A 22,463-nucleotide genomic window follows, 5' to 3' on the forward strand; every position below is an offset into this window, starting at 1 on the left:
TTATTGTGATTTTAATTAAGATAATGCTTTTTCTAAATCATTTAATAAGTCGTTAATATCTTCAATACCTACTGATAAACGCAATGTCGTATCGTAAACATGAATACTTTCTCTTTCTTCTTTAGTCATTGAACCATGGGACATAGTCGCTGAATGGTTTACCATACTTTCCACACCACCAAGAGACTCCGCCAATACAAAATAAGTCACCTTAGATAAAAATGTTTTTGTATCCTCAATATCACCTTTTAATTTAATCGTCACAACTGCCCCCCCGCTTCGCATTTGTGTTTTACATAGCTGATGTTGTGGGTGTGATGGTAAACCTGGGTAATAAACGTGCTCAATTTTCGGGTGTGTTGCTAGATATTCTGCGACTTTCTGCGCATTACTGCATTGTGCTGACATGCGTAATGCCAATGTTTTTAAGCCGCGTAATGCAAGGTAAGCATCAAAGGGAGAAGCGATTGCACCGAGGGTGGTTTTTAAAAAATCAAGTCGACTGGCAATATCTTCACGTTGTGTAATTACCGCACCACCAATTAAATCAGAATGACCACCGATATATTTACTGGCTGATAACATCACTAAATCGGCACCTAATTCTAATGGTTTTTGGTTCCATGCTGTTGCAAATGTATTATCCACGCAAGTCAAAATATCATGCATTTTTGCCAACGAACAAACCGCTTTAATATCCACTAACTCTAATAACGGATTAGTTGGACTTTCAATCCAAATTAAGCGGGTATTGTCTTTTATGTTAGCTTTGACCTCATCCAGATTATTTAAATCAACATAATCTATTTTGTGACCACAGTTTACGGTTGCAACACGCTCAAATAAGCGGAAAGTTCCACCATAAACGCCCTTCATTGCAATAATATGAGAGTCTTTTGGTAGTAAATTTAGCACTAAACTTGAAGCCGCAACACCTGAAGCAGTAGCTGTTGCGTAGATTCCACCTTCAATTTCCGCTAACAGTGTTTCATAGGCATAACGAGTTGGGTTACTGCAACGGGAATAACAATATTCTCCATGTTCAGTTAAGCTTTGTTGGACAAAAGTACTCGCGGTTGTGATTGCAGGGAAAATCGCATGATTGACAGTATCTTGCTGTTTTCCACCATGAATTAAAACAGTAGCAATATTCTTAGTCATTATTAAAACCCAATCATAGAAAGAGAAAAAAGTGTTTATTTATATTTGTTGCTGAAAGGAATATGCCATAGGGAAATAGAAAAATTTTTCTAAAAATCGATGACTTTATACAAATTTAGAGAAAAATTTTCTAAATTTAAATTAATAATCTTAAAATACAATAAGTTAATCAATAAACATGAAATGAGCGAGCCGTCACAATATCACTATTTAGTTTATCAATATCTACTTCACCAGTAGATAAAATTCATTAACCTATTAAAATTAAAGAATAATTGTATATTAAAAGTTAATTATATTACTAACCAATGTAATCAGGCCTAATGAAAACCATGATTAGCATCATAGTCCTATCCGAAATTTCACTTACCATCTCTACCGACTTACTCTTTAATGGTGCTATTGTAGAAACTTATTCTCTTTTGCCATCCTAACTATTCTCTCTTACAGATTGCTCAGCTATATCAGCTCATTTATTACCAACCGCAAAGTGAAGAACAACAATTACCCTATCAAACCTCTGTAAGGTAGCTAAAAACGTAGCTTCATTTTATGTTTCTAATAATATCGCCAATTAACCAAGTCAGCATTTAGCACATTATTTAAACAAAGCAATACTAATTATTAATCTCAATTTAACCTACGAACAAAAATCACATAATTATACTTATTTAAAATCAAAAGCTATCCACAAAACAAAGTGTTCAATAATTGTTCGATTCAAATCCTAAAGACCATAAAGTTTATTATGTTTATTAAATTTAAATAAAAATATAAATTTTAATATTGGTTTATTTACACTCTAAATTATACTTTATATAAGCAAATTGAATAAAATCAAACAAAAAAACCATTACTGTAAAACAAAAATCCAAAATATAAAGCTCCTTAATTATTTATAGCGAATGATTAGATTTATTTGATTATTTTGTATTTTTCATTCAATTTCAATGCGTTAAATTAAAATAAAACAAAACTTGTATCCAAATTATTTAGTATGATAGAGTCAAAAAGTACCGACCGCTATCGGTATCCTGCATATTAACCTTTCACATAATAGTGAAGTTATATATCGAATCATCAAATTCGATTTAGTTAATCCGTGTCATAGAAACATAACAGAGACGATAAAAAATGCTTACAATAATTATTGAAAAATTTTAATCAAATAATTAAAACTGAGTACTTTATCAAGTGGTGCATATATTTATTTAATTTAAAGAAAAATGAAATTTCTTACATTGCACTTATTCTTATCTTTATTTTTCGATGTAATACCACATGCAGAACACAATAAAAACAGTCTCATTAACGACAAACACAATATTAGGAATCCATTATGACTAATCATTTTTTAGTGCACGAGCCCGCCATGTTAAAACTACTGGAACAGGTCGTGAATATCGAATCTGGTTCTTATGACAAGGCTGGCGTCGATAACCATGCTGCCGTGTGGTGCGAAAAATACCAAGCAATGGGATTTGAAGTTGAAGTCATTGAAAATGAATCATTAGGCAATAACTACCGTATTTATTACCCATCGGTAAAGGCCGATATCTTAATTTTACTGCACTTAGATACCGTTTTCCCAAAAGGCACTGTCGCAGAACGTCCATTTAGTATCAAAGGTGATAGAGCCTATGGTCCAGGTGTGATTGATATGAAAGGCAGTCATGTCATGGTGTATCAAGTCATGAAGCAACTGTACGACAACCAAGACTCTCGCTATAAAAATATCGAAATTTTACTTAACTGCGACGAAGAAATTGGCTCTATTTCATCCCGCGGTGTGATTGAAAAATGTGCATTAGGCAAGCGTTATGCCTTAGTTATGGAACCTGCACGTGCCAATGGCGCCATTGTTAGTGCACGCCGTGGCGTCGGCACTTATGTACTGAGCATCGAAGGGAAGGCCTCTCACTCGGGTATTGCCCCTGAAGCTGGTATCAGCGCTATTCAAGAGCTATCCCACAAAATCCAAAGCTTACATGCACTCTCTGCCCATGACCAAGGCTTATCCGTTAACGTTGGTCTCATTTCAGGTGGAACCTCAGTCAATACAGTGGCACCCAATGCGAGAGCAGAAATCGATGTACGAATTTCTTCTGAAGAACAAGGCGTAGAAATTGATAAAAAAGTCAGAGAAGTGTGCAGCAAACCGATATTAGATGGCATTAAACTGACGCTAACTGGGGGAATCAATCGCCCGCCAATGGCTAAAACGGATGAAAGTACAGTACTTATCGACATCATCAAGCAAGAAGCGACGAAATTAGATATCGAGTTAATCGACGTTTCAACAGGCGGCGGCTCAGATGCTTCATTCACAGCAGGTGTCGGCACTGCTACTGTTGATGGCTTAGGCCCAATCGGCGGCTACCAACACAGTGATAAAGAATATTTAGAAATTCCATCATTAACTGAGCGAGCACAGTTATTTTTCAATGTATTACAACGTATTACACAATAAATAATAATCCAACAGGATAATAATATGGCAACAACGTCAACAAATACACCACCACCAGCGAAAAAACGTTCGGAAGGTTTGAACCCTTACGTTTTATTGTTCTTCATTTTAGTCATCGCAGGTATTGCTACTTGGATCGTTCCTGCGGGGCAATATGCATCAGAGACTAAAGTCATCACCATGGTCAAAGATGGCATTGAAACTAAAGTATCTAGCTCTTACACCATACCTGGTAGCTATGAGCGTTTACCTGAGCAACACGGTATTTTACCGGGGCAAATCTTCACGTCTATTGCCGATGGCTTAGTAAAAGCTGCACCAATTATCTTTTTAATTATTTTTACAGGTGGTGCGTTACATCTTCTTGAAGAAACCGGTGCCATAAAAAAGGTACTGAATAATATTTCGCGCAGTAAGAAGCTCAATGATTTTCTGTTAATCACAATTTTCTTTGTGGTGTTTTCTATTTTAGGCACTACTGGCATTGTCGTTAACTCAATCATTGCATTTGTTCCTATCGGCCTGCTAGTCGCAAAATCTGTTGGGATGGACGATAAATTTGGTGCCGCATTGGTCTATGTTGCTGCCTATGCTGGTTTTAATGCCTCAATCATGGCACCGATGACGGTTGGCTTATCACAAGGCTTAGCAGACGTTCCCCTGCTATCTGGCCTTGGTTTTCGAATGGTGATTTATATCGCTTTCGTCATCGCGGGTATCTTATTTTTAACTTTCTATACTAAAAAATGCCGTAAGCAAGGTATGGTTCGCCCAGAGATTGCTGTCGATGACGCTGATCACCAAACCTCAAAAATTTCGGCGCTACATATCATCACTTTGTCATATAGCGCATTCTGCTTAGTCGGCTTTATTTTTGGTGCTGTCGAATGGGGCTGGGGTGAAAAAGAGATGATGGCGATGTTTATCATCTTAGGGGTCGGTGTTGGTGTACTCAACCGTATGTCACCAAATAGCATTGCAACAGGCTTCTTAAAAGGCTGTGCGGGTATGGTTGGCGGTGCATTTATCGTTGGTATGGCACGTGCTATTGCGATTGTATTATCTGATGGCATGATTTTGGACACCATCGTCAATGCGATTATTTCGATGATGGATGGTTTGCCAAAAACCCTTTCTGCACTCTCTATGTTTGCAACTGCAGCGATTATGCACTTCTTTATTTCTTCTGGTTCAGGTGAGGCCGCTGTATTAGTGCCAATCTTTACTCCGATGGGCGACCTACTCGAAATTACCCGCCAAACTACCGTACAAACGGTTCTGTTAGGTGAAGGTGTGGTGAACTGCATTAACCCAACATCGGGGATCTTAATGGCCGTGCTGGCTACGGCGAAAATCCCATATACCACGTGGGTGAAATTTATTTGGCCATTAGTCTTCACATGGATTGCCATTTCTATTGTGGCTCTGGTTTATGCCGTCCTGACCAATTTAGGGCCGATTTAATCCCTAGTTAACAATAGAGAACACTGGCTCAAAGCTTCCTTTATAAGAAAGGAAGCTTTTTATGACTTACCTTTCTATTTTTTCAATAAAACACATCACGTCATTCATCAGTGGGAACAGCTGTTTTTCTATTCCAACAAATAGTGCACTTTTTTGCGTGAAATCAGGATGAGAAATTAGCATAGTCGCTAACACACTGTATTGCGGCATTTCAGTCAAATGTGTATTCCATGGACTGGATTTTAATTTTTGCCAATATACCTTTTGTATTGATGCATTTTGCCCCATCAACCATAATTCTAAACACAATTTACGGTGATTAAGCACAATACCAAAGCGCAGTTTTCGCTGTTTCAAAAATGTATTTACAATAGGAAAATATGAGTAATCTAGGTAACCTGGGGAGATATTTCCATATTCAAAACCACGTTCAGATTGATTTGCAAGATATTGCTTTGCTTGCATCATGGTTTTAATTAAATACTCATAGACAACGTTGAGTTCACTTTCTTGAATTTGTCGTTGATAATGATTGAGCCGCTGCTGCAAATTGTCCATTTAATTATCCTCCAGTCTGGTTTATCTAAAATCTTACCTGAACCCCACCTTTCCTACCTTAATTTGGAATTAAAAACAGACAGCATCATGCAGGGATAGTATCATTGGCGCCATTAGCTCCTTTTTATTATTTGAGATTTTATTGTGACTTCATTTGCTGATCTTAACGCGCTGAGCGCGGAACAACTGTCTAACCTACAAGAGTTAGGTTACCTCAGTATGACCCCGATCCAAGCGGCCGCCCTTCCTGCTATCCTGTTGGGGAAAGATGTTCGTGCGCAAGCCAAAACAGGCAGCGGTAAAACTGCTGCATTCGGTTTGGGGTTATTGCAACGTATTGATGCCAAATTATTTAAAACCCAATCATTGGTTTTGTGCCCTACTCGCGAACTCGCAGAACAAGTCGCCAACGAATTACGCCGCTTAGCCCGTGCAATTCCAAACATTAAAATTCTCACCTTGTGTGGCGGTGTACCTTTTAGCGTGCAGCGCGATTCCCTTGCTCATGCAGCCCATATAATTGTCGCGACGCCAGGCCGCTTACTTGATCACCTAAACCGCGAAACCGTTCAACTTGATGAATTGCAAACGTTAGTGCTGGATGAAGCGGACAGAATGCTAGATATGGGCTTTATGCCTGACATTGAAACCGTAATTAACTACGCACCAATAAGCCGACAAACTTTACTGTTTTCCGCTACTTGGCCAGATGAAATAGCACGCATTAGCCAACAAATTCAGCACGAGCCACAAACAATTGAAATCAATAGTGTTGATGAATTACCTGCGGTTGAGCAGCAATTTTATGAAGTCTCACGCCACGGTAAAATCGAATTATTACAAAAATTATTAAGCCGTGAACAACCCGCTTCTTGCGTCGTTTTTTGTAACACCAAAAAAGATTGCCAAGCGGTGTATGATGCACTAAATGACAGCAAGCAAAGTGTGTTAGTGCTACATGGCGACTTAGAACAACGTGACCGTGACCAAACCTTGGTGCGCTTTGCAAATGGGAGCAGCCGCGTGTTGGTTGCGACCGATGTCGCTTCCCGCGGACTCGATATTAAAGCCCTTGAAATGGTGATTAACTATGAATTATCGTGGGATCCTGAAGTTCATGTGCACCGTATCGGCCGTACTGCTCGTGCAGGTGAAAGCGGTTTAGCCATTAGCCTATGCGCCCCTGAAGAAGCACAACGCGCAAATGCCCTCGAAGAAATGCTGAATATGAAGCTAAACTGGCAACCCGAACCCGCAGGTCTTCGCATTACACCACTTGAAGCCACAATGGTGACGTTATGCCTTGATGGCGGCAAAAAAGCTAAAATGCGCCCTGGTGACATTTTAGGGGCTCTCACTGGAGAGGTCGGCCTTGACGGCGCAGACATTGGTAAAATAGCCATTCACCCAACCCACGCCTATGTGGCAGTAAAGCGCTCCGTGGCTCAGCAAGCGTGGAAACACCTGCAACAAGGTAAAATCAAAGGTAAATCCGTTAAAGCACGACTCTTAAAATAGCCTTTCTGTTGTGATTTAGCGTCTAAGCTTATTAGGCGCTAAATTTTTCTTTTTATTTCTTATTTAACATCAAGTTTAAACCCATTAATTCACCAAATGATAGTTGACCCTTGAAATTAATCGTTATATAAATCAATTTACATCGAAATACTAGGTTATATAACAATGAAAAAGTATCTTATTGGCCTTTTGGCTTTATCTTGCTCATTCGCCAGCTTAGCTGAGCGAGAATTTACCGATCAATTAGGTCGAAAAGTTGTCATTGACGACAAGATTGAACGTGTCGCCGTTCTCCAACACCAAACATTAAATTTACTAGTTCAGTTGGATGCCACCGATAAAATCGTTGGCGTCATGGGGAATTGGCGTGAACAACTTGGGCAAAATTATGAAAGACTTGCTCCTGAATTGGTCAAAGTTCCCAATGTCGGTGACCTCAAAAGTGTTAACCTTGAAAGTTTAGTGCAATTAAAACCTCAAGTGGTATTTGTAACAAACTATGCCCCGCAAGAAATGATCGATAAAATATCCCAAGTGGGCATTCCTGTTGTGGCAATTTCCTTGCAAAAAGACAATAGTGGCAAAGCAAAAAACAATGTCAATCCTGAACTGATCAATGAAGAACAGGCATACAACGAAGGCTTAAAAGAAGGCATTGCGCTGATTGGGGATATCGTCAATAAACCCGACAACGCAAAAGCACTGATTAAAGAAACTTTTGATAGCCGCGACGTTGTAGCTCAACACTTAAAAAATATTCCTGAAAATCAACGAATTCGAGCCTACATGGCGAACCCTGAGCTCACCACTTATGGCTCTGGAAAATACACGGGTTTAATGATGCAACATGCAGGGGCGATGAACGTTGCCGCATCAACTATCAAAGGATACAAACAAGTTTCCTTAGAACAAGTGATTAGCTGGAACCCTGAAGTCATTTTCATTCAAGACCGATACCCAAGCGTAGTGGATGAAATCAACAATGACCCGCGCTGGCAAGTTATTGATGCTGTTAAAAATAAACGTGTCTTTTTAATGCCTGAATATGCGAAAGCATGGGGTTATCCAATGCCTGAAGCTATGGCGTTAGGTGAATTATGGATGGCGAGCAAGCTCTACCCCCAAAAATTTGCTGATGTTGATGTGGATGCAAAAGTGAATAATTGGTATCAAAAATTCTATCGTACTCAATATCAAGGCAACCATTAATGCATATTATGGCAGCGGGCAGTCTACGTGGCGCATTGACTGCCATTTTAACGCATTTTCCGCAAGCGGATGAGCATGCAATCACCTGTGAGTTTGGCCCCGCAGGTCTATTACGGCGAAAAATTGAGGCAGGTACATATTGTGATCTGTTTCTTTCTGCGGATAAAGCACATCCCCTAGTATTAATGCAACAAAATATCGCCTATGCCACTTTGCCCTTTATTACTAACCGCCTAGGAATTACCACAACGAAACTGCTTGCCCAAAAGTACCCAAACTGGCTGCAATTGCTTAGTGCACCAGATATTATCATTGGCACATCTACGCCCCACGATGACCCTTGTGGGGATTATGTTATCCAACTCTACGATAAAATTCGCCTGAATCATCCTCACCTTGCTAATGAGATTCAAGCTCGTACTCGCCACTTAGTCGGTGGGAAAAACTCTCCCGTGATCCCTTCTGGTCAATTAGCTTCCCAATGGTTAATAGAATCTCATCAGGCAGACTTATTTATTGGCTATCATCACTATCAACAAAAAATTGCAAAACTGCCAAACCTCACCACGCTCCCAATTCCAAATCACGATAATATCCAAGCAATTTACACCATGGCATTGATAACAAAAAAATCAGAAGTTTTCGCAAATTACCTATTACAGATTGAATCACAACAACTTTTTACTGAATATGGATTTACCTCTCTGCAATAAATCACCTAAGAGCACACATTTCAAATCAATAAATTAAAAATATTGAACAATATACGAAAACGTTTGCTTTTTATTTTGATGGCTATAAAATGCGTCGGATTTTTTTGGCCTGAGAAAAATAACTGGAGACAATCGTGCCTGAAGATAAAAATTATAGCCATGGGCCCGTGCCCATATCCGCGCGAAAAGGCGGACTAGCATTAACCTTTGTGATGCTAGGTTTAACGTTCTTTTCAGCCAGTATGTGGACCGGAGGCGCTCTCGGTACCGGTCTTAATTTTCATGATTTCTTCCTCGCAGTTCTTATTGGTAATCTTCTTCTTGGTATCTACACCGCATTTCTTGGTTTTATCGGTTCAAAAACTGGCTTAACAACTCACCTCCTCGCGCGTTACTCCTTCGGTATTAAAGGCTCATGGCTCCCTTCATTCTTACTTGGCGGCACGCAAGTCGGCTGGTTTGGTGTGGGTGTTGCGATGTTTGCTATCCCTGTTGGTAAAGCCACAGGCTGGGACATTAACTGGTTGATTGGTATTTCAGGCATTTTAATGACCGTCACCGTATTTTTCGGTATTTCCGCATTAACCGTCCTTTCTATCGTCGCCGTTCCCGCGATTGCTATATTAGGGAGTTACTCTGTCTACCTCGCGATCACCGATATGGGGGGAATGAGCGCACTACAAGCCGTTGTTCCTGCAAAACCGATTGATTTTAATTTGGCACTTGCCATGGTGGTCGGCTCATTCGTCAGCGCAGGCACCTTAACCGCAGATTTTGTTCGCTTTGGTCGCAAACCGAAAGTCGCCGTTTTAGTCGCACTCGTGGCTTTCTTCCTTGGTAACTCATTGATGTTTATCTTTGGTGCAGCTGGGGCCGCGTCACTCGGAATGGCTGATATCTCAGATGTCATGATTGCCCAAGGTTTGTTATTACCCGCAATTATCGTTTTGGGTTTAAACATTTGGACAACCAATGACAATGCCCTTTACGCTTCAGGTTTAGGCTTCGCCAACATTACTGGGTTATCCAGTAAAGCCTTATCCATTGTGAATGGGTTAGTTGGTACTTTGTGTGCATTATGGCTGTATAACAACTTTGTCGGCTGGCTAACCTTCTTATCTGCCGCCATTCCACCGATAGGTGGGATAATCATTGCTGACTACTTGATGTATCGCCATCGTTATGAAACATTCGATCGCAGTAAAATGCGTGATGTGAATGTCAGTGCGTTAATCGCTGTTGCAGCGGGTGTCATTGCGGGGCATTGGTTACCTGGAATTGTGCCTGTTAATGCCGTCCTTGGGGGCGCTTTGTGTTACGCTGTACTTAATCCTTTATTAAACCGCCGCCGTGCCACGGATTCGGAGCTAACTCGTGCATAATCAAACTATTAAACATATCCATAATGTCCGCTTACCTGAGCGTAATGGCTTATGGCGCATCGATATCGATAACCAAAAAATCACTGCAATTACCCCGCAAGTGGATGGCGAGATCTTGCCAGAAAGCTTAAATGGTGAAGGTGGGTTAGTTTCGGCTCCTTTTGTTGAGCCGCACATTCATTTAGATACAACCCAAACGGCGGGACAACCTAGCTGGAACCAGTCTGGTACCTTATTCGAAGGGATTGAACGTTGGGCAGAACGCAAAGCGATGCTCACACACGATGATGTGAAAAACCGCGCATGGCAGACCTTGAAATGGCAAATTGCGAATGGAATTCAACATGTTCGTACTCATGTTGATGTGTCTGATCCTACGTTAACGGCACTGAAAGCGATGCTTGAAGTGAAGCAAGAAGTGGCGCCATGGATCGATTTGCAAATTGTCGCCTTTCCACAAGAGGGCATTATGTCTTACCCAAATGGTGAAGAACTCCTTGAAGAAGCTCTACGCCTTGGTGCTGATGTCGTTGGTGCAATTCCTCACTTTGAATTTACCCGTGAATACGGTGTGGAATCACTCCATAAAACCTTTGCTTTAGCTGAAAAGTATGACCGTTTGATTGATGTTCACTGTGATGAAATTGATGACGAGCAATCGCGCTTTGTGGAAACTGTTGCCGCGTTAGCACACGCGAAAGGCATGGGCTCCCGTGTGACTGCGAGCCACACTACAGCGATGCACTCCTATAACGGTGCTTATACATCCCGTTTGTTCCGCTTGTTAAAAATGTCGAAAATCAACTTTGTTGCCAATCCGTTAGTGAACATTCACTTACAAGGCCGATTTGATACCTACCCAAAACGCCGTGGGATCACGCGAGTAAAAGAGATGCTGGCTGCGGATATTAATGTGTGCTTTGGGCATGATGACGTTTTTGACCCGTGGTATCCACTTGGCACAGCCAATATGTTGCAAGTCCTGCATATGGGGTTACATGTTTGCCAATTAATGGGTTATCAGCAAATCAATAATGGATTGAAACTGATTAGTGAATACAGCGCACGTACCTTGAACTTACAAGACTACGATGTCAGTGAAGGTAAACGCGCAAGTCTGTTAATTTTGCCTGCTGAAAATGGTTTCGATGCGGTGCGCCGTCAAGTGCCAGTGAGTTACTCTATTCGTGATGGACAAATCATTGCCAATACCCAACCTGCGGTAACCCAAATTCACCTCGAAGAAACTGAAACCGTTCGTTACGGATATTCCCCACTCGTTTAATCATTGTTGATTAAACTGATTAATAGCGCTCAATAATTTATTGAGCGCTATTTTACCCACTAAGATTATCTGCAAACAAGAATAGCCATCTACACATCTGTAACTATCTAAACTTACTTATAAAAATAGTGTTCATCATTTTGTCACTCACTTAAGTCATACTAAAATATAATGGTATAAGGGCAATATCCCCTTAATTCACCTTGTTTTTTGGTGATAAGTGCCTTTTATGTTATTTAGTTGTAATTTTGATTGAAATTCACACTGAAGGTTTTATATTTTTTAGAGAGTTATCTGAAACTGGATTTGAGCTTTATTTATAGCAACAATAACGCTAATACACTGTCTGCCATACAGTGGTGGTCAATATTCCTGTTTTGCTGTACCGCGAATACGTCACAAATAAAGCTCTCTGAATCCCACTTTGCTAAAAATTGGAGATCAGATGAGTACTGAACATGCTGTTAATCAAAAAACCTCTGTCGACTCTTGGAAGCGCATTGTTAGTGAGTTATTAAGCGAAGCTGGCATTGAAATTAATGGCTCCCAACCTTTCGATATTCGTGTCCATAATGACCAATTTTATAAACATGTCTTACAACAAGGTTCCATTGCACTTGGTGAAAGTTATATGGCGGGTTGGTGGGATTGCGAACGTTTAGATATTTTTTTCCACCATGTACTCCGCCATGGTCTCGATAAAAAACTACCACATAATTTCAGCGATATACTGAAAATTGCGATTGCACGCATCCGTAATTTACAAACACCAAAACGCGCACGCATTGTAGGTGAAGAGCATTACGACCTTGGGAACGACCTATTCTCACGGATGCTTGACCCTTATATGCAATATTCCTGTGGTTATTGGAAAGGTTTAGATAATACCCCCGAGAACTTGCCGATAGCACAAGAACAAAAATTAAAACTGATTTGCGAAAAACTGCAATTAAAACCAGGAATGCGTTTACTTGATATCGGTTGTGGTTGGGGAGGCCTTGCGGCTTTTGCTGCAAAGCATTTTTCAGTGTCGGTAACGGGTGTAACGATTTCGGCTGAGCAACAGAAATATGCACAAGCGCGATGTGCTGAACTTGATGTGCAAATTATGTTAGAAGATTATCGTAATCTTAATGCCCAATTTGACCGCATTGTTTCCGTTGGCATGTTTGAACATGTCGGCCCCAAAAATTATGCAACGTATTTTGATGTGGTGAAACGAAATTTAAAACCAGATGGGCTATTTTTATTGCACACGATTGGTTCCAATCGAAATAAGGTAAATGTTGACGCATGGATCAATAAATATATATTTCCAAATGGTTGTCTGCCTTCACTGCAAAATATTGGCGAAAGTAGCGAAAACAAATTAGTGATGGAAGATTGGCATAACTTTGGTGCTGACTATGATAAAACGCTTATGGCGTGGTATTCACGTTTCCAATCAGCTTGGCCTGAGCTAGAGCATAATTATACACCGCGCTTTAAACGGATGTTTTCTTATTACTTGAATGCCTGTGCTGGCGCTTTTCGAGCCCGTGATATCCAGTTATGGCAAATTTTATGGAGCCCGCAAGGGGTCGAAGGTGGCTTAAGAGTTGCAAGGTAAACAATGATGCCGTAAAAAGGCGATTAAATCGCCTTTTTCACAACATTTGAAACTTGAATCAAGTCGATTGGTTTTCCAACCATTTCTCAATCACTTGTAACCCATCTTCTATTTCTTTTCTTAATTCAGTGGATTGTAAAGGTTCTTTTTCTAAAAGAACACACGTCGCCATCGCCATTTGTAGGCCTAAACTGGCGCAGCTGCTTTTTAATTGATGAGCCAACTTTTTTATACGTTCAGTATCATTATGTTGATAAGCAGCCTCAATATCAGCCAATAAGGGGAAAGAATGCTGTTTAAAAATAGCTACCCAGTCCTTGATTTTTGGGTAACCCATTAATTGTGCATCATTTTCCAATTGCACTAAATTAACTGACTGTATATTCTCAGGAATAATAGATGGAATTGAAATGCATTCCCCACCCGAAATATATTTAGTAATTAATTGATTTAGTGTATCCCTCGGAACAGGCTTTTGAATGATCCCACGGAAAATTTTATGAGTACGTTGTCTCAACGTTTCATCAATCACATGGGCACTAAAACCAATCAGGAGAAGCAACGGATATTGCTCTGATAACTGCTTCGCTAATGTAATCCCATCAATATCTGGCAAGCCAAAATCGACTAGTGCAGCAGTAAAGGAAGGTTGTTGCGAGAGTATTGCCAGCGCTTCTGCCGCTGACCCCGCGACTGTCACTTTCGCCCCACTTGAAATTAGCATTTCACTGCTAATTTTTTGTGTCAACGGGTTATCTTCAATCAGCAATAAACTCACACCATGCATGTTAACAGGTAAATCAGAAGAATTATCAATGGGCTTTAACGCAGGGCAAAGGGGTAATGTTAAACGAAAACAGCTTCCAACACCCAACTCACTATTCACAGTAAGCTCTCCCCCCATGGCCTCAGCCAAGCTTGCACTGATGGTCAACCCAAGACCTGTTCCGCCTCGTTGGCTATCCACTTGCACAAACGGTTTGAAAATATCAGCTAGGCGCGAGCCTTCAATGCCACACCCAGTATCTTCTACCTCAATAAACCAGTATTTACCAAAACGACAACTGCGTAAGGTAATTTGCCCTGCCTGTGTAAAGCGCAGTGCATTGCTCAACAAATTAGTAATAATCTGTCTAATACGTAATGGGTCGCCCTGTAGTGCCACAGGCAAGTCATCCGCAATATCTGCCACCATTGTGATAGCGCGGTTTTTATTGCTCGCATTCATTAAATATAATGTGCTTTCTAGTAGCGGTTTTGGTAGAAAAGGTTCATCGCTGATAGAAACATTCTGCCCGCCTGCTTCAATGGCGGAGTAATCTAAAATATCATTTAAAATAGCCAGTAAAGACTCACCTGAATCTGTGATGGCGTGCAAATCTTCACGATATTGCTTAAGCGGTGGCTTTTCTAATAACAACTGCGCTGTGCCTAAAATACCATATAGCGGTGTGCGAATTTCATGACTCATGGCAGCCAAAAAGGCAGATTTTGCATGGTTGGCCTTTTCCGCTTCGGCGCGTGCTTTTCGGTGCTCTACCACCAATACCCGTAATTCCGCAGTCCGTGCTTTGACCTGATCGGCGAGCTGTTCACGCTGACTATTCAGCGCATGAACACTTGAGCGAAACGCATCCATCAAACGACCGATGGTGTCTAATTCTTTCACCCCCGCTGTTTCAGGAAATGCGGAATCAATATCCCCCTCAAGTAACCGCTGGAGAGCTTGTGTTTGCTGCGCGAGTGGTTTAGTCACTAGCCGATAAACCACACGCCATAAAATCAAAATAAATGAAAAAAGTGACACAACACTGAGTAACAACAACCAGTTTTGCCCCCGTTCACTGGCTTGCTTGAGTTCGACAAGTGCTGTTTGATTACGTTGTTCAATCGTATCAACCAGTTGGGTAACTTCACTGCTAAAGCGTGCAAATTGGTCAATATTATTTTGCGATAAAATCTGTAAACGCGTGGTGATATCGTTTTCTTGGCGATATAGCGAAATCAACTCCACATAACGGCTAACGATGTCTAATGCATTTCCTACTTGGTGACGAACTGCAGGATCTTCAATGTATTTTTGCCGACGTTGGAGGATTTTCACTGCTTGGTTGAGTTGGTTATCTAACTCCACTGTATTTGGGGTTAATGGCAATGTACTTAAATTTAACACCATCTGTTGAACACGCATCGCACTGAGCCGTAATTCATTCATTTGACTGACATATTCAAGGTCAATATCAATTAAGCGATCAAGTGCCGCCTGCGCTGATGAAGTTCGTTTTTCTTCAATTAAATCATATAAACTAACTTGCGTTGCTCCTGCAGAGGTTGTCGCATTATTTGCCTGCCCATGAGCTAACTGCGCAATTTCCCCTGCCGCTGAAATAATTCGTTGGCGTAGTTGTCGCTGTGTATTACGCAACGTCAGCCGTTGGCCAACAAGCTCCCCCTGTTGGCTTAACGACTTGGCGATCTCTTTTTCTTGCTGTTCAATTGCTGATGTATCAAACCCTTGTTCACGAAGGGTTTTCAATAAGTTCGTAATTTTTAAGCTTTGTGCTGTTAGCATTCGGCCTTGGGCAAGCCAGCTGTTTTCATTATCTGCATTAGTCAAATTTTGTGCTGAAAAAAGCTCCCATGCGCTGGCTTCACTTAATTGGCGCGCCATATTCATGGTTGGAATTAGGGCTTGGGTGTTATCTTGCTCAACCTGACTAACAAAACGGAGGTTATACCAGCCCACTAGGGTACTGATGAACGTCAATGCGGCCATTAAGGCAAAGCCCATCCACAATCGTCGAGTTAGTGATAAATTCACAGTTTACGTACCTAGCGGTTAATAAAGGTTGAGTTCATATTACAAAAGCATTTAGGATAAAGGTTTATGACCAGTGAGGCTATCATGCGCGCATTTATTTTACTGTTCGTCACGTTTTACGCGGCACTCGGTTATGCTGCGGATAAAAACGAGTCGCTATTGCGTTGGCAAGATAATTTGTCTTTCAGTCATCAAAAACACCAAACGCCCCAAACCGACAAAGTTTGGAAGTTATGTGCCCTTTACCCAAGTTTAAAAGATTCTTATTGGTTATCCATCAATTATGGTATGCAAAAAGCAGCCCAGACTTACGGCGTCGATTTAAAAGTTTTGGAAGCGGGCGGTTATAATCAGCTAGCGACTCAGCAAAAACAAATTTCCCAATGCCAACAATGGGGAGCCGACGCGTTGTTGCTAGGCAGTAGCACCACATCATTTCCTAACTTAAGCCAACAAGTAGGTCATTTACCTGTTATTGAAGTGATAAATGCCACTCACAATAACATCATTAAAACTCGCGTGGGTGTACCTTGGTTCCAAATGGGCTATCAACCTGGTCGTTACCTTGTTCAATGGAGCAAAGGCAACCCATTAAAAGTATTACTGATGCCAGGCCCTCGTGATGCAGGTGGCAGTCAAGAAATGGAAGATGGTTTCCAACAAGCTATAGCTAAAAGCAATGTAACTATTCTTGATATTGCCCATGGTGATAACGACCTTGAAATTCAACGTAATTTGTTACATGAAATGCTAGAGCGTCACCCTGATGCCGATGTGGTGGTCGGTACGGCCATTGCCGCAGAGGCTGCGATGGGTGAAAAACGAAACCTTGCAAAACCACTCAATATTGTTTCTTTTTACTTGTCCCACCAAGTCTATCGTGGCTTAAAACGCGGCCGAATTATCATGGCAGCCAGCGACCAAATGGTTTGGCAAGGGGAACTCGTCATTGAACAAGCAATTAATGTGCTCGAAGGCCATGCCGTACCAGATAATATTAGCCCACCCATTTTAGTATTAACCCAGAAAAATGCCGATAGTGAGCACTTACGTTGTTCACTTTCTCCTGGGGGATTTCGCCCTGTTTATCAATATACATCAGCCGCTAAAAAATAACCTTCACCATGCTGAGTAACCAATAAATCCGCCTTTAATTTATGACGCAAACGGCGGATTAGCACATCGACAGTACGCAAATCTGGGTTATCAACGCGGCGTGCTGATAACATACGTAATAACCGCTCACGACTTAGAATTTCCCTTGGATTCGTCACAAAAGCCACTAACATTTCATATTCAGCACGCGTTAATTTTATGGTTTCTTGGTTAAACTCTAACGTGTGCATAGACACATTGAGGCAATAACCTGCAAATTGGTAGCAATTGTCTTGGGAAATAGGTTGCGAGTGCGCTTGGTTCGCTAAGTCAATGCGCCATAAAAGATTTTTCACACGCACGACTAACTCCCGCAATTCCAGCGGCTTCGTCACATAGTCATCCGCTCCCATCTCTAAACCAACAATACGGTCAATTTGGTCGCAGCGCCCTGTCACTAAAATAATCCCTACCGTAAATCGCTCTCGCAGTGCCCTTGTGAGCATCAATCCGTTCTCATCAGGTAAATTAATATCTAATAAAATCAGGTCGACAGGCTGAAGCTCCATAATTTCACGCAGACCCGCACCACTCCCCGTGACCGAAACACGATACCCTTCTTGCTCAAAATAGGCTTGCAACCGTGCCTGAGTCACGGGTTCGTCTTCAACAACCACAATATGATGTGATGCCATCAATTTCTTCTCTTCTGTTCATATCTGTTCATATTTATTCACATCTTGCCGCATGCTGTTCATCCTGACCAGTACCGCTATTCATATTTGCTGAATAAGATCCTCTATATTAAACCATATTATTTTAGGGGATATTATGCGGAAACTCTGGAGAGCGTTATTAAGGCCAAGTGCGCGCTGGTCAATGCTCACACTACTTATCGTCGGTATTGTTGTCGGCGTTGCACTCATCGTTGTTCCTCATGTGGGAATGAAAGTCACCAGTACAACGGAATTCTGCGTTAGCTGTCACAGCATGGAAACCGTTTATGAAGAATATAAACAATCTGTTCATTTCCAAAATGCTTCTGGTGTTCGTGCAGAGTGCCACGATTGTCATATACCAAATGACCTCCCTGGCATGATTAAACGTAAACTCGAAGCGAGCAATGATATTTATCAAACATTTATCGCACATTCGATCGATACCCCAGAAAAATTTGAAGCGAAACGTGCAGAACTTGCAGAACGCGAGTGGGCTCGCATGAAAGAAAATAATTCCGCGACATGCCGCTCCTGCCATGATTACGATTCAATGGATCACGCTAAGCAAAACCCAGAAGCGGCACGCCAAATGCAAATTGCAGCGAAAGATAACCAATCTTGCATCGATTGTCACAAAGGGATTGCCCACCAATTACCCGATATGAGCAGCGGTTTTCGTAAACAGTTCGATGAATTACGTTCCAAAGCAAATGACGATGGCAATACATTATATTCCCTTGATATCAAACCGCTTTATGCTCAAAAAGGCGATAAAGACCCAGCAGGCTCACTGTTACCAGCATCTGAAGTGAAAGTGTTAAAACGCGATGGTGATTGGCTACAAGTCGAAATTACGGGTTGGACAGAAACCGATGGCCGCCGCCGTGTACTTTCTGAGTTACCAGGCAAACGTATTTTCGTTGCGTCCATTCGTGGTGATGTTCAAGAAAATGTAAAAACCCTCGAAAGCACGACCGTTGAAGCCACTGATACCTCGTGGAGCAAATTGCAAGCCACTGCGTGGATGCAGCAAGGGGATATGGTCAACGATATCAAACCAATTTGGGCTTATGCAGACTCCCTGTACAACGGTTCATGCAACCAGTGCCACGGTGCACCTGACATCGCCCACTTCGACGCCAACGGCTGGATAGGCACCCTAAATGGCATGATTGGTTTTACCAGTTTAGATAAGCGCGAAGAACGTACCTTATTGAAATACCTGCAAATGAATGCATCTGATACAGGTGGTGCTGCACATGGTGACAACGGAGAAAAATAATGAAAAATAATCCGACATTTCAAGCTTCTCGTCGACGCTTTCTTGCCCAACTAGGCGGGCTAACGGTGGCAGGGATGCTAGGCCCTTCATTACTAACCCCACGAAAAGCCAGTGCAGCAACGGCAGCAGAACAAACCGCTGTTGTACAAGAAGGCATTTTAACGGGATCGCATTGGGGTGCTATTCGCGCCACCGTTGTTGATGGTCGATTTATCGAAGCGAAAGCATTTGAGCGCGACAAATTTCCATCCAAAATGATCGCTGGTTTACCTGACCACGTACATGGCACTGCACGCATTCGCTACCCAATGGTGCGGGTTGATTGGCTACGCAAGCGCCATTTAAGTGATACCACCCAACGGGGCGATAACCGATTTGTGCGTGTTTCGTGGGATGAAGCCCTAGATTTATTCTATCAAGAGCTTGAACGCATTCAGACAACTTATGGCCCAAGCGGGTTATTAACCGCAAGTGGCTGGCAATCAACGGGGATGTTCCATAATGCTTCTGGGATGCTTGCCCGCGCTATCGCCCTGCACGGTAACAGCGTCAGCACGGGTGGCGACTACTCCACGGGAGCTGCGCAGGTTATTTTACCTCGCGTAGTGGGTTCGATGGAGGTCTATGAGCAACAAACTTCATGGCCACTGGTATTAGAAAACAGCAAAACCATCGTGTTATGGGGCTCTGATCTCATTAAAAACCAACAAGCTAACTGGTGGTGCCCAGACCACGACGTATACGCTTATTACGAGCAGCTAAAAGAAAAAGCAGCAAGTGGTGAGATAAAAGTAATTAGTGTCGACCCAATCATTACCTCTACTCATGATTATCTTGGACGCGACAATGTTCAACACATCGCCATCAATCCACAAGCCGATGTACCTTTACAACTCGCTTTAGCCCACACGCTATACACGGAAAATTTACACGATAAAAACTTCCTTAAAGATTACTGTGTTGGTTTTGAGCAATTCTTACCCTATTTACTGGGGGAAAAAGATGGGCAAGCCAAAGATGCAGAATGGGCAGCTAAAATTTGTGGTATTGATACTGAAACAATCCGCACACTTGCACGCCAAATGGCGGCAAACCGCACGCAAATTATTGCGGGTTGGTGTGTGCAGCGCATGCAGCATGGCGAACAATGGTCGTGGATGATTGTTGTGCTCGCCGCGATGTTAGGCCAAATTGGTTTACCTGGGGGTGGGTTTGGTTTCGGCTGGCACTATAACGGTGCAGGCACACCAAGCCGCCAAGGAATTATTTTAAGTGGCTTTTCTGGCTCAACCAAAGTCCCGCCAATCCACGACAGCAACGATTACAAGGGCTATAGCAGTACCATTCCAATCGCGCGTTTTATCGATGCGATTCTAGAGCCGGGTAAAACCATTAATTGGAACGGTAAATCCGTCAAACTACCGCCATTAAAAATGTGCGTGTTTGCGGGTACTAACCCGTTCCATCGCCACCAGCAAATTAACCGTATTATTGAGGGGTGGCGTAAGCTTGAAACGGTGGTTTCGATTGATAACCAATGGACATCTACCTGCCGTTTTGCCGATATTGTCTTGCCTGCCACAACGCAATTTGAGCGTAATGACCTCGACCAATACGGTAACCACTCTAATCGCGGCATTATTGCGATGAAACAGTTAGTTGAGCCGCAATTTGAATCGCGTAACGATTTTGATATTTTCCGTGACTTATGCCGCCGTTTTGGGCGTGAAGACGCATTCACCGAAGGCTTAGACCAAATGGGCTGGCTCAAACGTATTTGGCAAGAAGGCAGCCAGCAAGGAAAAGGCCGCGGGATCCATTTACCTGCTTTTGATGCGTTCTGGGAAAAAGACGGTTATGTGGAATTTGAACATCCACAAATGTTTGTTCGCCATCAAGCCTTTAGGGAAGATCCTGATTTAGAACCGCTGGGTACGCCAAGCGGCTTGATTGAGATTTACTCAAAAACCATCGCAGACATGCAGTACGATGACTGCCAAGGTCACCCGATGTGGTTTGAAAAAATTGAACGCTCCCACGGCGGTCCTGGGTCGAAGCAATGGCCTCTGCACTTGCAATCTGCCCACCCAGATTTTCGCTTGCACTCGCAATTATGTGAGTCCCCAGCACTACGCCAATATTATTCTGTCAGTGGCAAAGAGCCCGTATTTATCAGCCCTCAAGATGCCAAAGCTCGTGGAATTCATAACGGTGATGTGGTTCGGGTCTTTAATGACCGCGGGCAAGTTCTGGCTGGTGCTGTGGTTTCTGACTTGTATGCGCAAGGTGTTGCCCGTATTCACGAAGGTGCCTGGTATGATCCTACCAAAGGCGGTGAAATCAATGCACTTTGTAAATATGGCAACCCTAACGTATTAACGTTAGATATTGGTACATCACAACTCGCCCAGGCTACCAGCGCACATACCACCTTAGTGGAGATCGAGAAATTCACAGGGCAATTAGATAGCGTTAGTGCATTTGATGGGCCAATTGAAATGGTGGCACAATGTGAATATGTGCCTGCATCACAGGTGAACAAATGACCAAGAACAGCGTGTTAACCGGGGAACAGATAGCCTGTATTTATGCATGGCTAGCACAACTATTCTCACGTGAATTAGATAGCGCCCAATTGGCACAACTTCAGTCCACCGATAGGGTGGACTGGTTTACCATTATCGAGCAAGAACCGAGATTAATTGCACCAACGCATGAATTACAGATAAAAATCGATGCCCTTACGCATCGACCTGACGCCCAATTAGAACTGGCTGCGGATTTTTGTAGCCTATTTTTAATGTCAGATAAACAATCTGCCTTACCTTATGCCTCGGTTTACCCAAGTAATGCGCCAAATAACGTACAAATTGCGAGTTTGTTATTCGAAGCAGGAATGGAAACCAGTGATGTATTTAATGAACCGTCAGACCATCTTTCCATCTTTTTGGAATTACTCAGTCACCTGCATTTTTCACTCAGTGAACCCCATATCGATCACGAAAAAATCAGGCAATTACGCCAACAAACCTTATCGTGCTTATTACAGTGGTTACCTACATTTAGTCACAATTGCCAACGTTATGATGAATTCGGTTTTTATGGTGCCTTGAGTCAATTATTACTCACATTAGTTCAGTTAGACGAACAAAATCAATAATGTTGTGACTCATACCT

At 42.2% G+C, this 22,463-nt stretch carries 16 protein-coding genes; 12 read left to right on the plus strand and 4 right to left on the minus strand.

All coding sequences use genetic code 11. The annotated features are described in order from the left end of the window. Window positions 1–15: 15 nt before the first annotated feature. On the minus strand, window positions 16–1,161 hold the full coding sequence (locus tag M1F05_RS14635) for a trans-sulfuration enzyme family protein (protein WP_206082797.1): 1,146 nt from the start codon (window positions 1,159–1,161) through the stop codon (window positions 16–18). A 1,339-nt stretch (window positions 1,162–2,500) separates the two neighbouring features. On the opposite strand from M1F05_RS14635, the gene M1F05_RS14640 reads away from it, so the two are divergent. Both M1F05_RS14640 and M1F05_RS14645 read left to right on the plus strand, forming a co-directional pair. Then, window positions 2,501–3,631, plus strand: coding sequence for a M20 family metallopeptidase (locus tag M1F05_RS14640; RefSeq protein WP_206082798.1), 1,131 nt, complete (start codon window positions 2,501–2,503; stop codon window positions 3,629–3,631). Window positions 3,632–3,655: 24 nt separating this feature from the next. Then, on the plus strand, window positions 3,656–5,095 hold the full coding sequence (locus M1F05_RS14645) for a YfcC family protein (protein WP_206082799.1): 1,440 nt from the start codon (window positions 3,656–3,658) through the stop codon (window positions 5,093–5,095). Between the two features lie 66 nt (window positions 5,096–5,161). Here M1F05_RS14645 and M1F05_RS14650 read toward each other — a convergent pair whose 3' ends face one another. After that, window positions 5,162–5,653 (minus strand): DUF7000 family protein, encoded by a 492-nt coding sequence (locus tag M1F05_RS14650; RefSeq protein WP_206082800.1) that lies wholly within the window; start codon window positions 5,651–5,653, stop codon window positions 5,162–5,164. Window positions 5,654–5,797: 144 nt separating this feature from the next. Here M1F05_RS14650 and dbpA point away from each other — a divergent pair, with 144 nt between their 5' ends. From dbpA to cfa, 6 genes are all read left to right on the plus strand, one after another. Beyond that, complete coding sequence (gene dbpA, locus M1F05_RS14655; protein ID WP_206082801.1) at window positions 5,798–7,171, plus strand: ATP-dependent RNA helicase DbpA; 1,374 nt, start codon at window positions 5,798–5,800, stop codon at window positions 7,169–7,171. Between the two features lie 165 nt (window positions 7,172–7,336). Beyond that, window positions 7,337–8,380: an ABC transporter substrate-binding protein gene (locus M1F05_RS14660; RefSeq protein ID WP_206082802.1), complete on the plus strand. Its 1,044-nt coding sequence runs from the start codon at window positions 7,337–7,339 to the stop codon at window positions 8,378–8,380. Further along, entirely contained in the window at window positions 8,380–9,093 is a 714-nt protein-coding gene (locus M1F05_RS14665; RefSeq protein ID WP_206082803.1) for a substrate-binding domain-containing protein, read from the plus strand. Before M1F05_RS14660 ends, M1F05_RS14665 begins: the two co-directional genes overlap by 1 nt. A gap of 134 nt (window positions 9,094–9,227) precedes the next feature. After that, window positions 9,228–10,475 carry a cytosine permease gene (gene codB / locus M1F05_RS14670; protein ID WP_206082804.1) on the plus strand — a complete coding sequence of 416 codons (1,248 nt, stop codon included), beginning with the start codon at window positions 9,228–9,230 and terminating at the stop codon, window positions 10,473–10,475. Further along, window positions 10,468–11,760, plus strand: a complete 1,293-nt coding sequence (locus M1F05_RS14675; RefSeq protein WP_206082805.1) for a cytosine deaminase — start codon at window positions 10,468–10,470, stop codon at window positions 11,758–11,760. Before codB ends, M1F05_RS14675 begins: the two co-directional genes overlap by 8 nt. Before the next feature lie 445 nt (window positions 11,761–12,205). After that, window positions 12,206–13,369 carry a cyclopropane fatty acyl phospholipid synthase gene (gene cfa / locus M1F05_RS14680; protein WP_206082806.1) on the plus strand — a complete coding sequence of 388 codons (1,164 nt, stop codon included), beginning with the start codon at window positions 12,206–12,208 and terminating at the stop codon, window positions 13,367–13,369. A 58-nt stretch (window positions 13,370–13,427) separates the two neighbouring features. Here cfa and torS read toward each other — a convergent pair whose 3' ends face one another. Beyond that, a complete protein-coding gene (gene torS / locus M1F05_RS14685; protein WP_206082807.1) occupies window positions 13,428–16,190 on the minus strand; it encodes a TMAO reductase system sensor histidine kinase/response regulator TorS in 2,763 nt (920 codons plus the stop codon). 84 nt (window positions 16,191–16,274) lie between these two features. Between torS and torT the strand changes: the two genes are divergently transcribed. Beyond that, window positions 16,275–17,306 (plus strand): TMAO reductase system periplasmic protein TorT, encoded by a 1,032-nt coding sequence (gene torT, locus M1F05_RS14690; RefSeq protein WP_206083029.1) that lies wholly within the window; start codon window positions 16,275–16,277, stop codon window positions 17,304–17,306. On the opposite strand, the gene torR is transcribed toward torT, so the two are convergent. Then, window positions 17,279–17,980, minus strand: a complete 702-nt coding sequence (torR, locus tag M1F05_RS14695) for a two-component system response regulator TorR (protein WP_206082808.1) — start codon at window positions 17,978–17,980, stop codon at window positions 17,279–17,281. The two genes, torT and torR, sit on opposite strands and share 28 nt — an antisense overlap. 136 nt (window positions 17,981–18,116) lie before the next feature. Here torR and torC point away from each other — a divergent pair, with 136 nt between their 5' ends. From torC to torD, 3 genes are read left to right on the plus strand one after another with little or no spacing between them, the layout of a single operon-like run. Beyond that, on the plus strand, window positions 18,117–19,286 hold the full coding sequence (gene torC / locus M1F05_RS14700) for a pentaheme c-type cytochrome TorC (protein ID WP_206082809.1): 1,170 nt from the start codon (window positions 18,117–18,119) through the stop codon (window positions 19,284–19,286). Then, window positions 19,286–21,832: a trimethylamine-N-oxide reductase TorA gene (gene torA, locus M1F05_RS14705; protein WP_206082810.1), complete on the plus strand. Its 2,547-nt coding sequence runs from the start codon at window positions 19,286–19,288 to the stop codon at window positions 21,830–21,832. The genes torC and torA overlap by 1 nt, the downstream gene beginning before the upstream one ends. Further along, window positions 21,829–22,446 (plus strand): molecular chaperone TorD, encoded by a 618-nt coding sequence (torD, locus tag M1F05_RS14710; protein WP_206082811.1) that lies wholly within the window; start codon window positions 21,829–21,831, stop codon window positions 22,444–22,446. Before torA ends, torD begins: the two co-directional genes overlap by 4 nt. The last annotated feature ends 17 nt before the right edge of the window (window positions 22,447–22,463 follow it).

Source organism: Providencia sp. PROV252 (assembly GCF_033676005.1).
Taxonomy (GTDB): Bacteria; Pseudomonadota; Gammaproteobacteria; order Enterobacterales; family Enterobacteriaceae; genus Providencia; species Providencia vermicola.

What these genes read in the sequence shown, in the direction of transcription:
- M1F05_RS14635 (WP_206082797.1), bottom strand. Translation starts at nt 1,161, where the DNA reads ATGACTAAGAATATTGCTACTGTTTTAATTCATGGTGGAAAACAGCAA.
- M1F05_RS14640 (WP_206082798.1), top strand. Translation starts at nt 2,501, where the DNA reads ATGACTAATCATTTTTTAGTGCACGAGCCCGCCATGTTAAAACTACTG.
- M1F05_RS14645 (WP_206082799.1), top strand. Translation starts at nt 3,656, where the DNA reads ATGGCAACAACGTCAACAAATACACCACCACCAGCGAAAAAACGTTCG.
- M1F05_RS14650 (WP_206082800.1), bottom strand. Translation starts at nt 5,653, where the DNA reads ATGGACAATTTGCAGCAGCGGCTCAATCATTATCAACGACAAATTCAA.
- M1F05_RS14660 (WP_206082802.1), top strand. Translation starts at nt 7,337, where the DNA reads ATGAAAAAGTATCTTATTGGCCTTTTGGCTTTATCTTGCTCATTCGCC.
- M1F05_RS14665 (WP_206082803.1), top strand. Translation starts at nt 8,380, where the DNA reads ATGCATATTATGGCAGCGGGCAGTCTACGTGGCGCATTGACTGCCATT.
- cfa (WP_206082806.1), top strand. Translation starts at nt 12,206, where the DNA reads ATGAGTACTGAACATGCTGTTAATCAAAAAACCTCTGTCGACTCTTGG.
- torT (WP_206083029.1), top strand. Translation starts at nt 16,275, where the DNA reads ATGCGCGCATTTATTTTACTGTTCGTCACGTTTTACGCGGCACTCGGT.
- torR (WP_206082808.1), bottom strand. Translation starts at nt 17,980, where the DNA reads ATGGCATCACATCATATTGTGGTTGTTGAAGACGAACCCGTGACTCAG.
- torC (WP_206082809.1), top strand. Translation starts at nt 18,117, where the DNA reads ATGCGGAAACTCTGGAGAGCGTTATTAAGGCCAAGTGCGCGCTGGTCA.
- torA (WP_206082810.1), top strand. Translation starts at nt 19,286, where the DNA reads ATGAAAAATAATCCGACATTTCAAGCTTCTCGTCGACGCTTTCTTGCC.
- torD (WP_206082811.1), top strand. Translation starts at nt 21,829, where the DNA reads ATGACCAAGAACAGCGTGTTAACCGGGGAACAGATAGCCTGTATTTAT.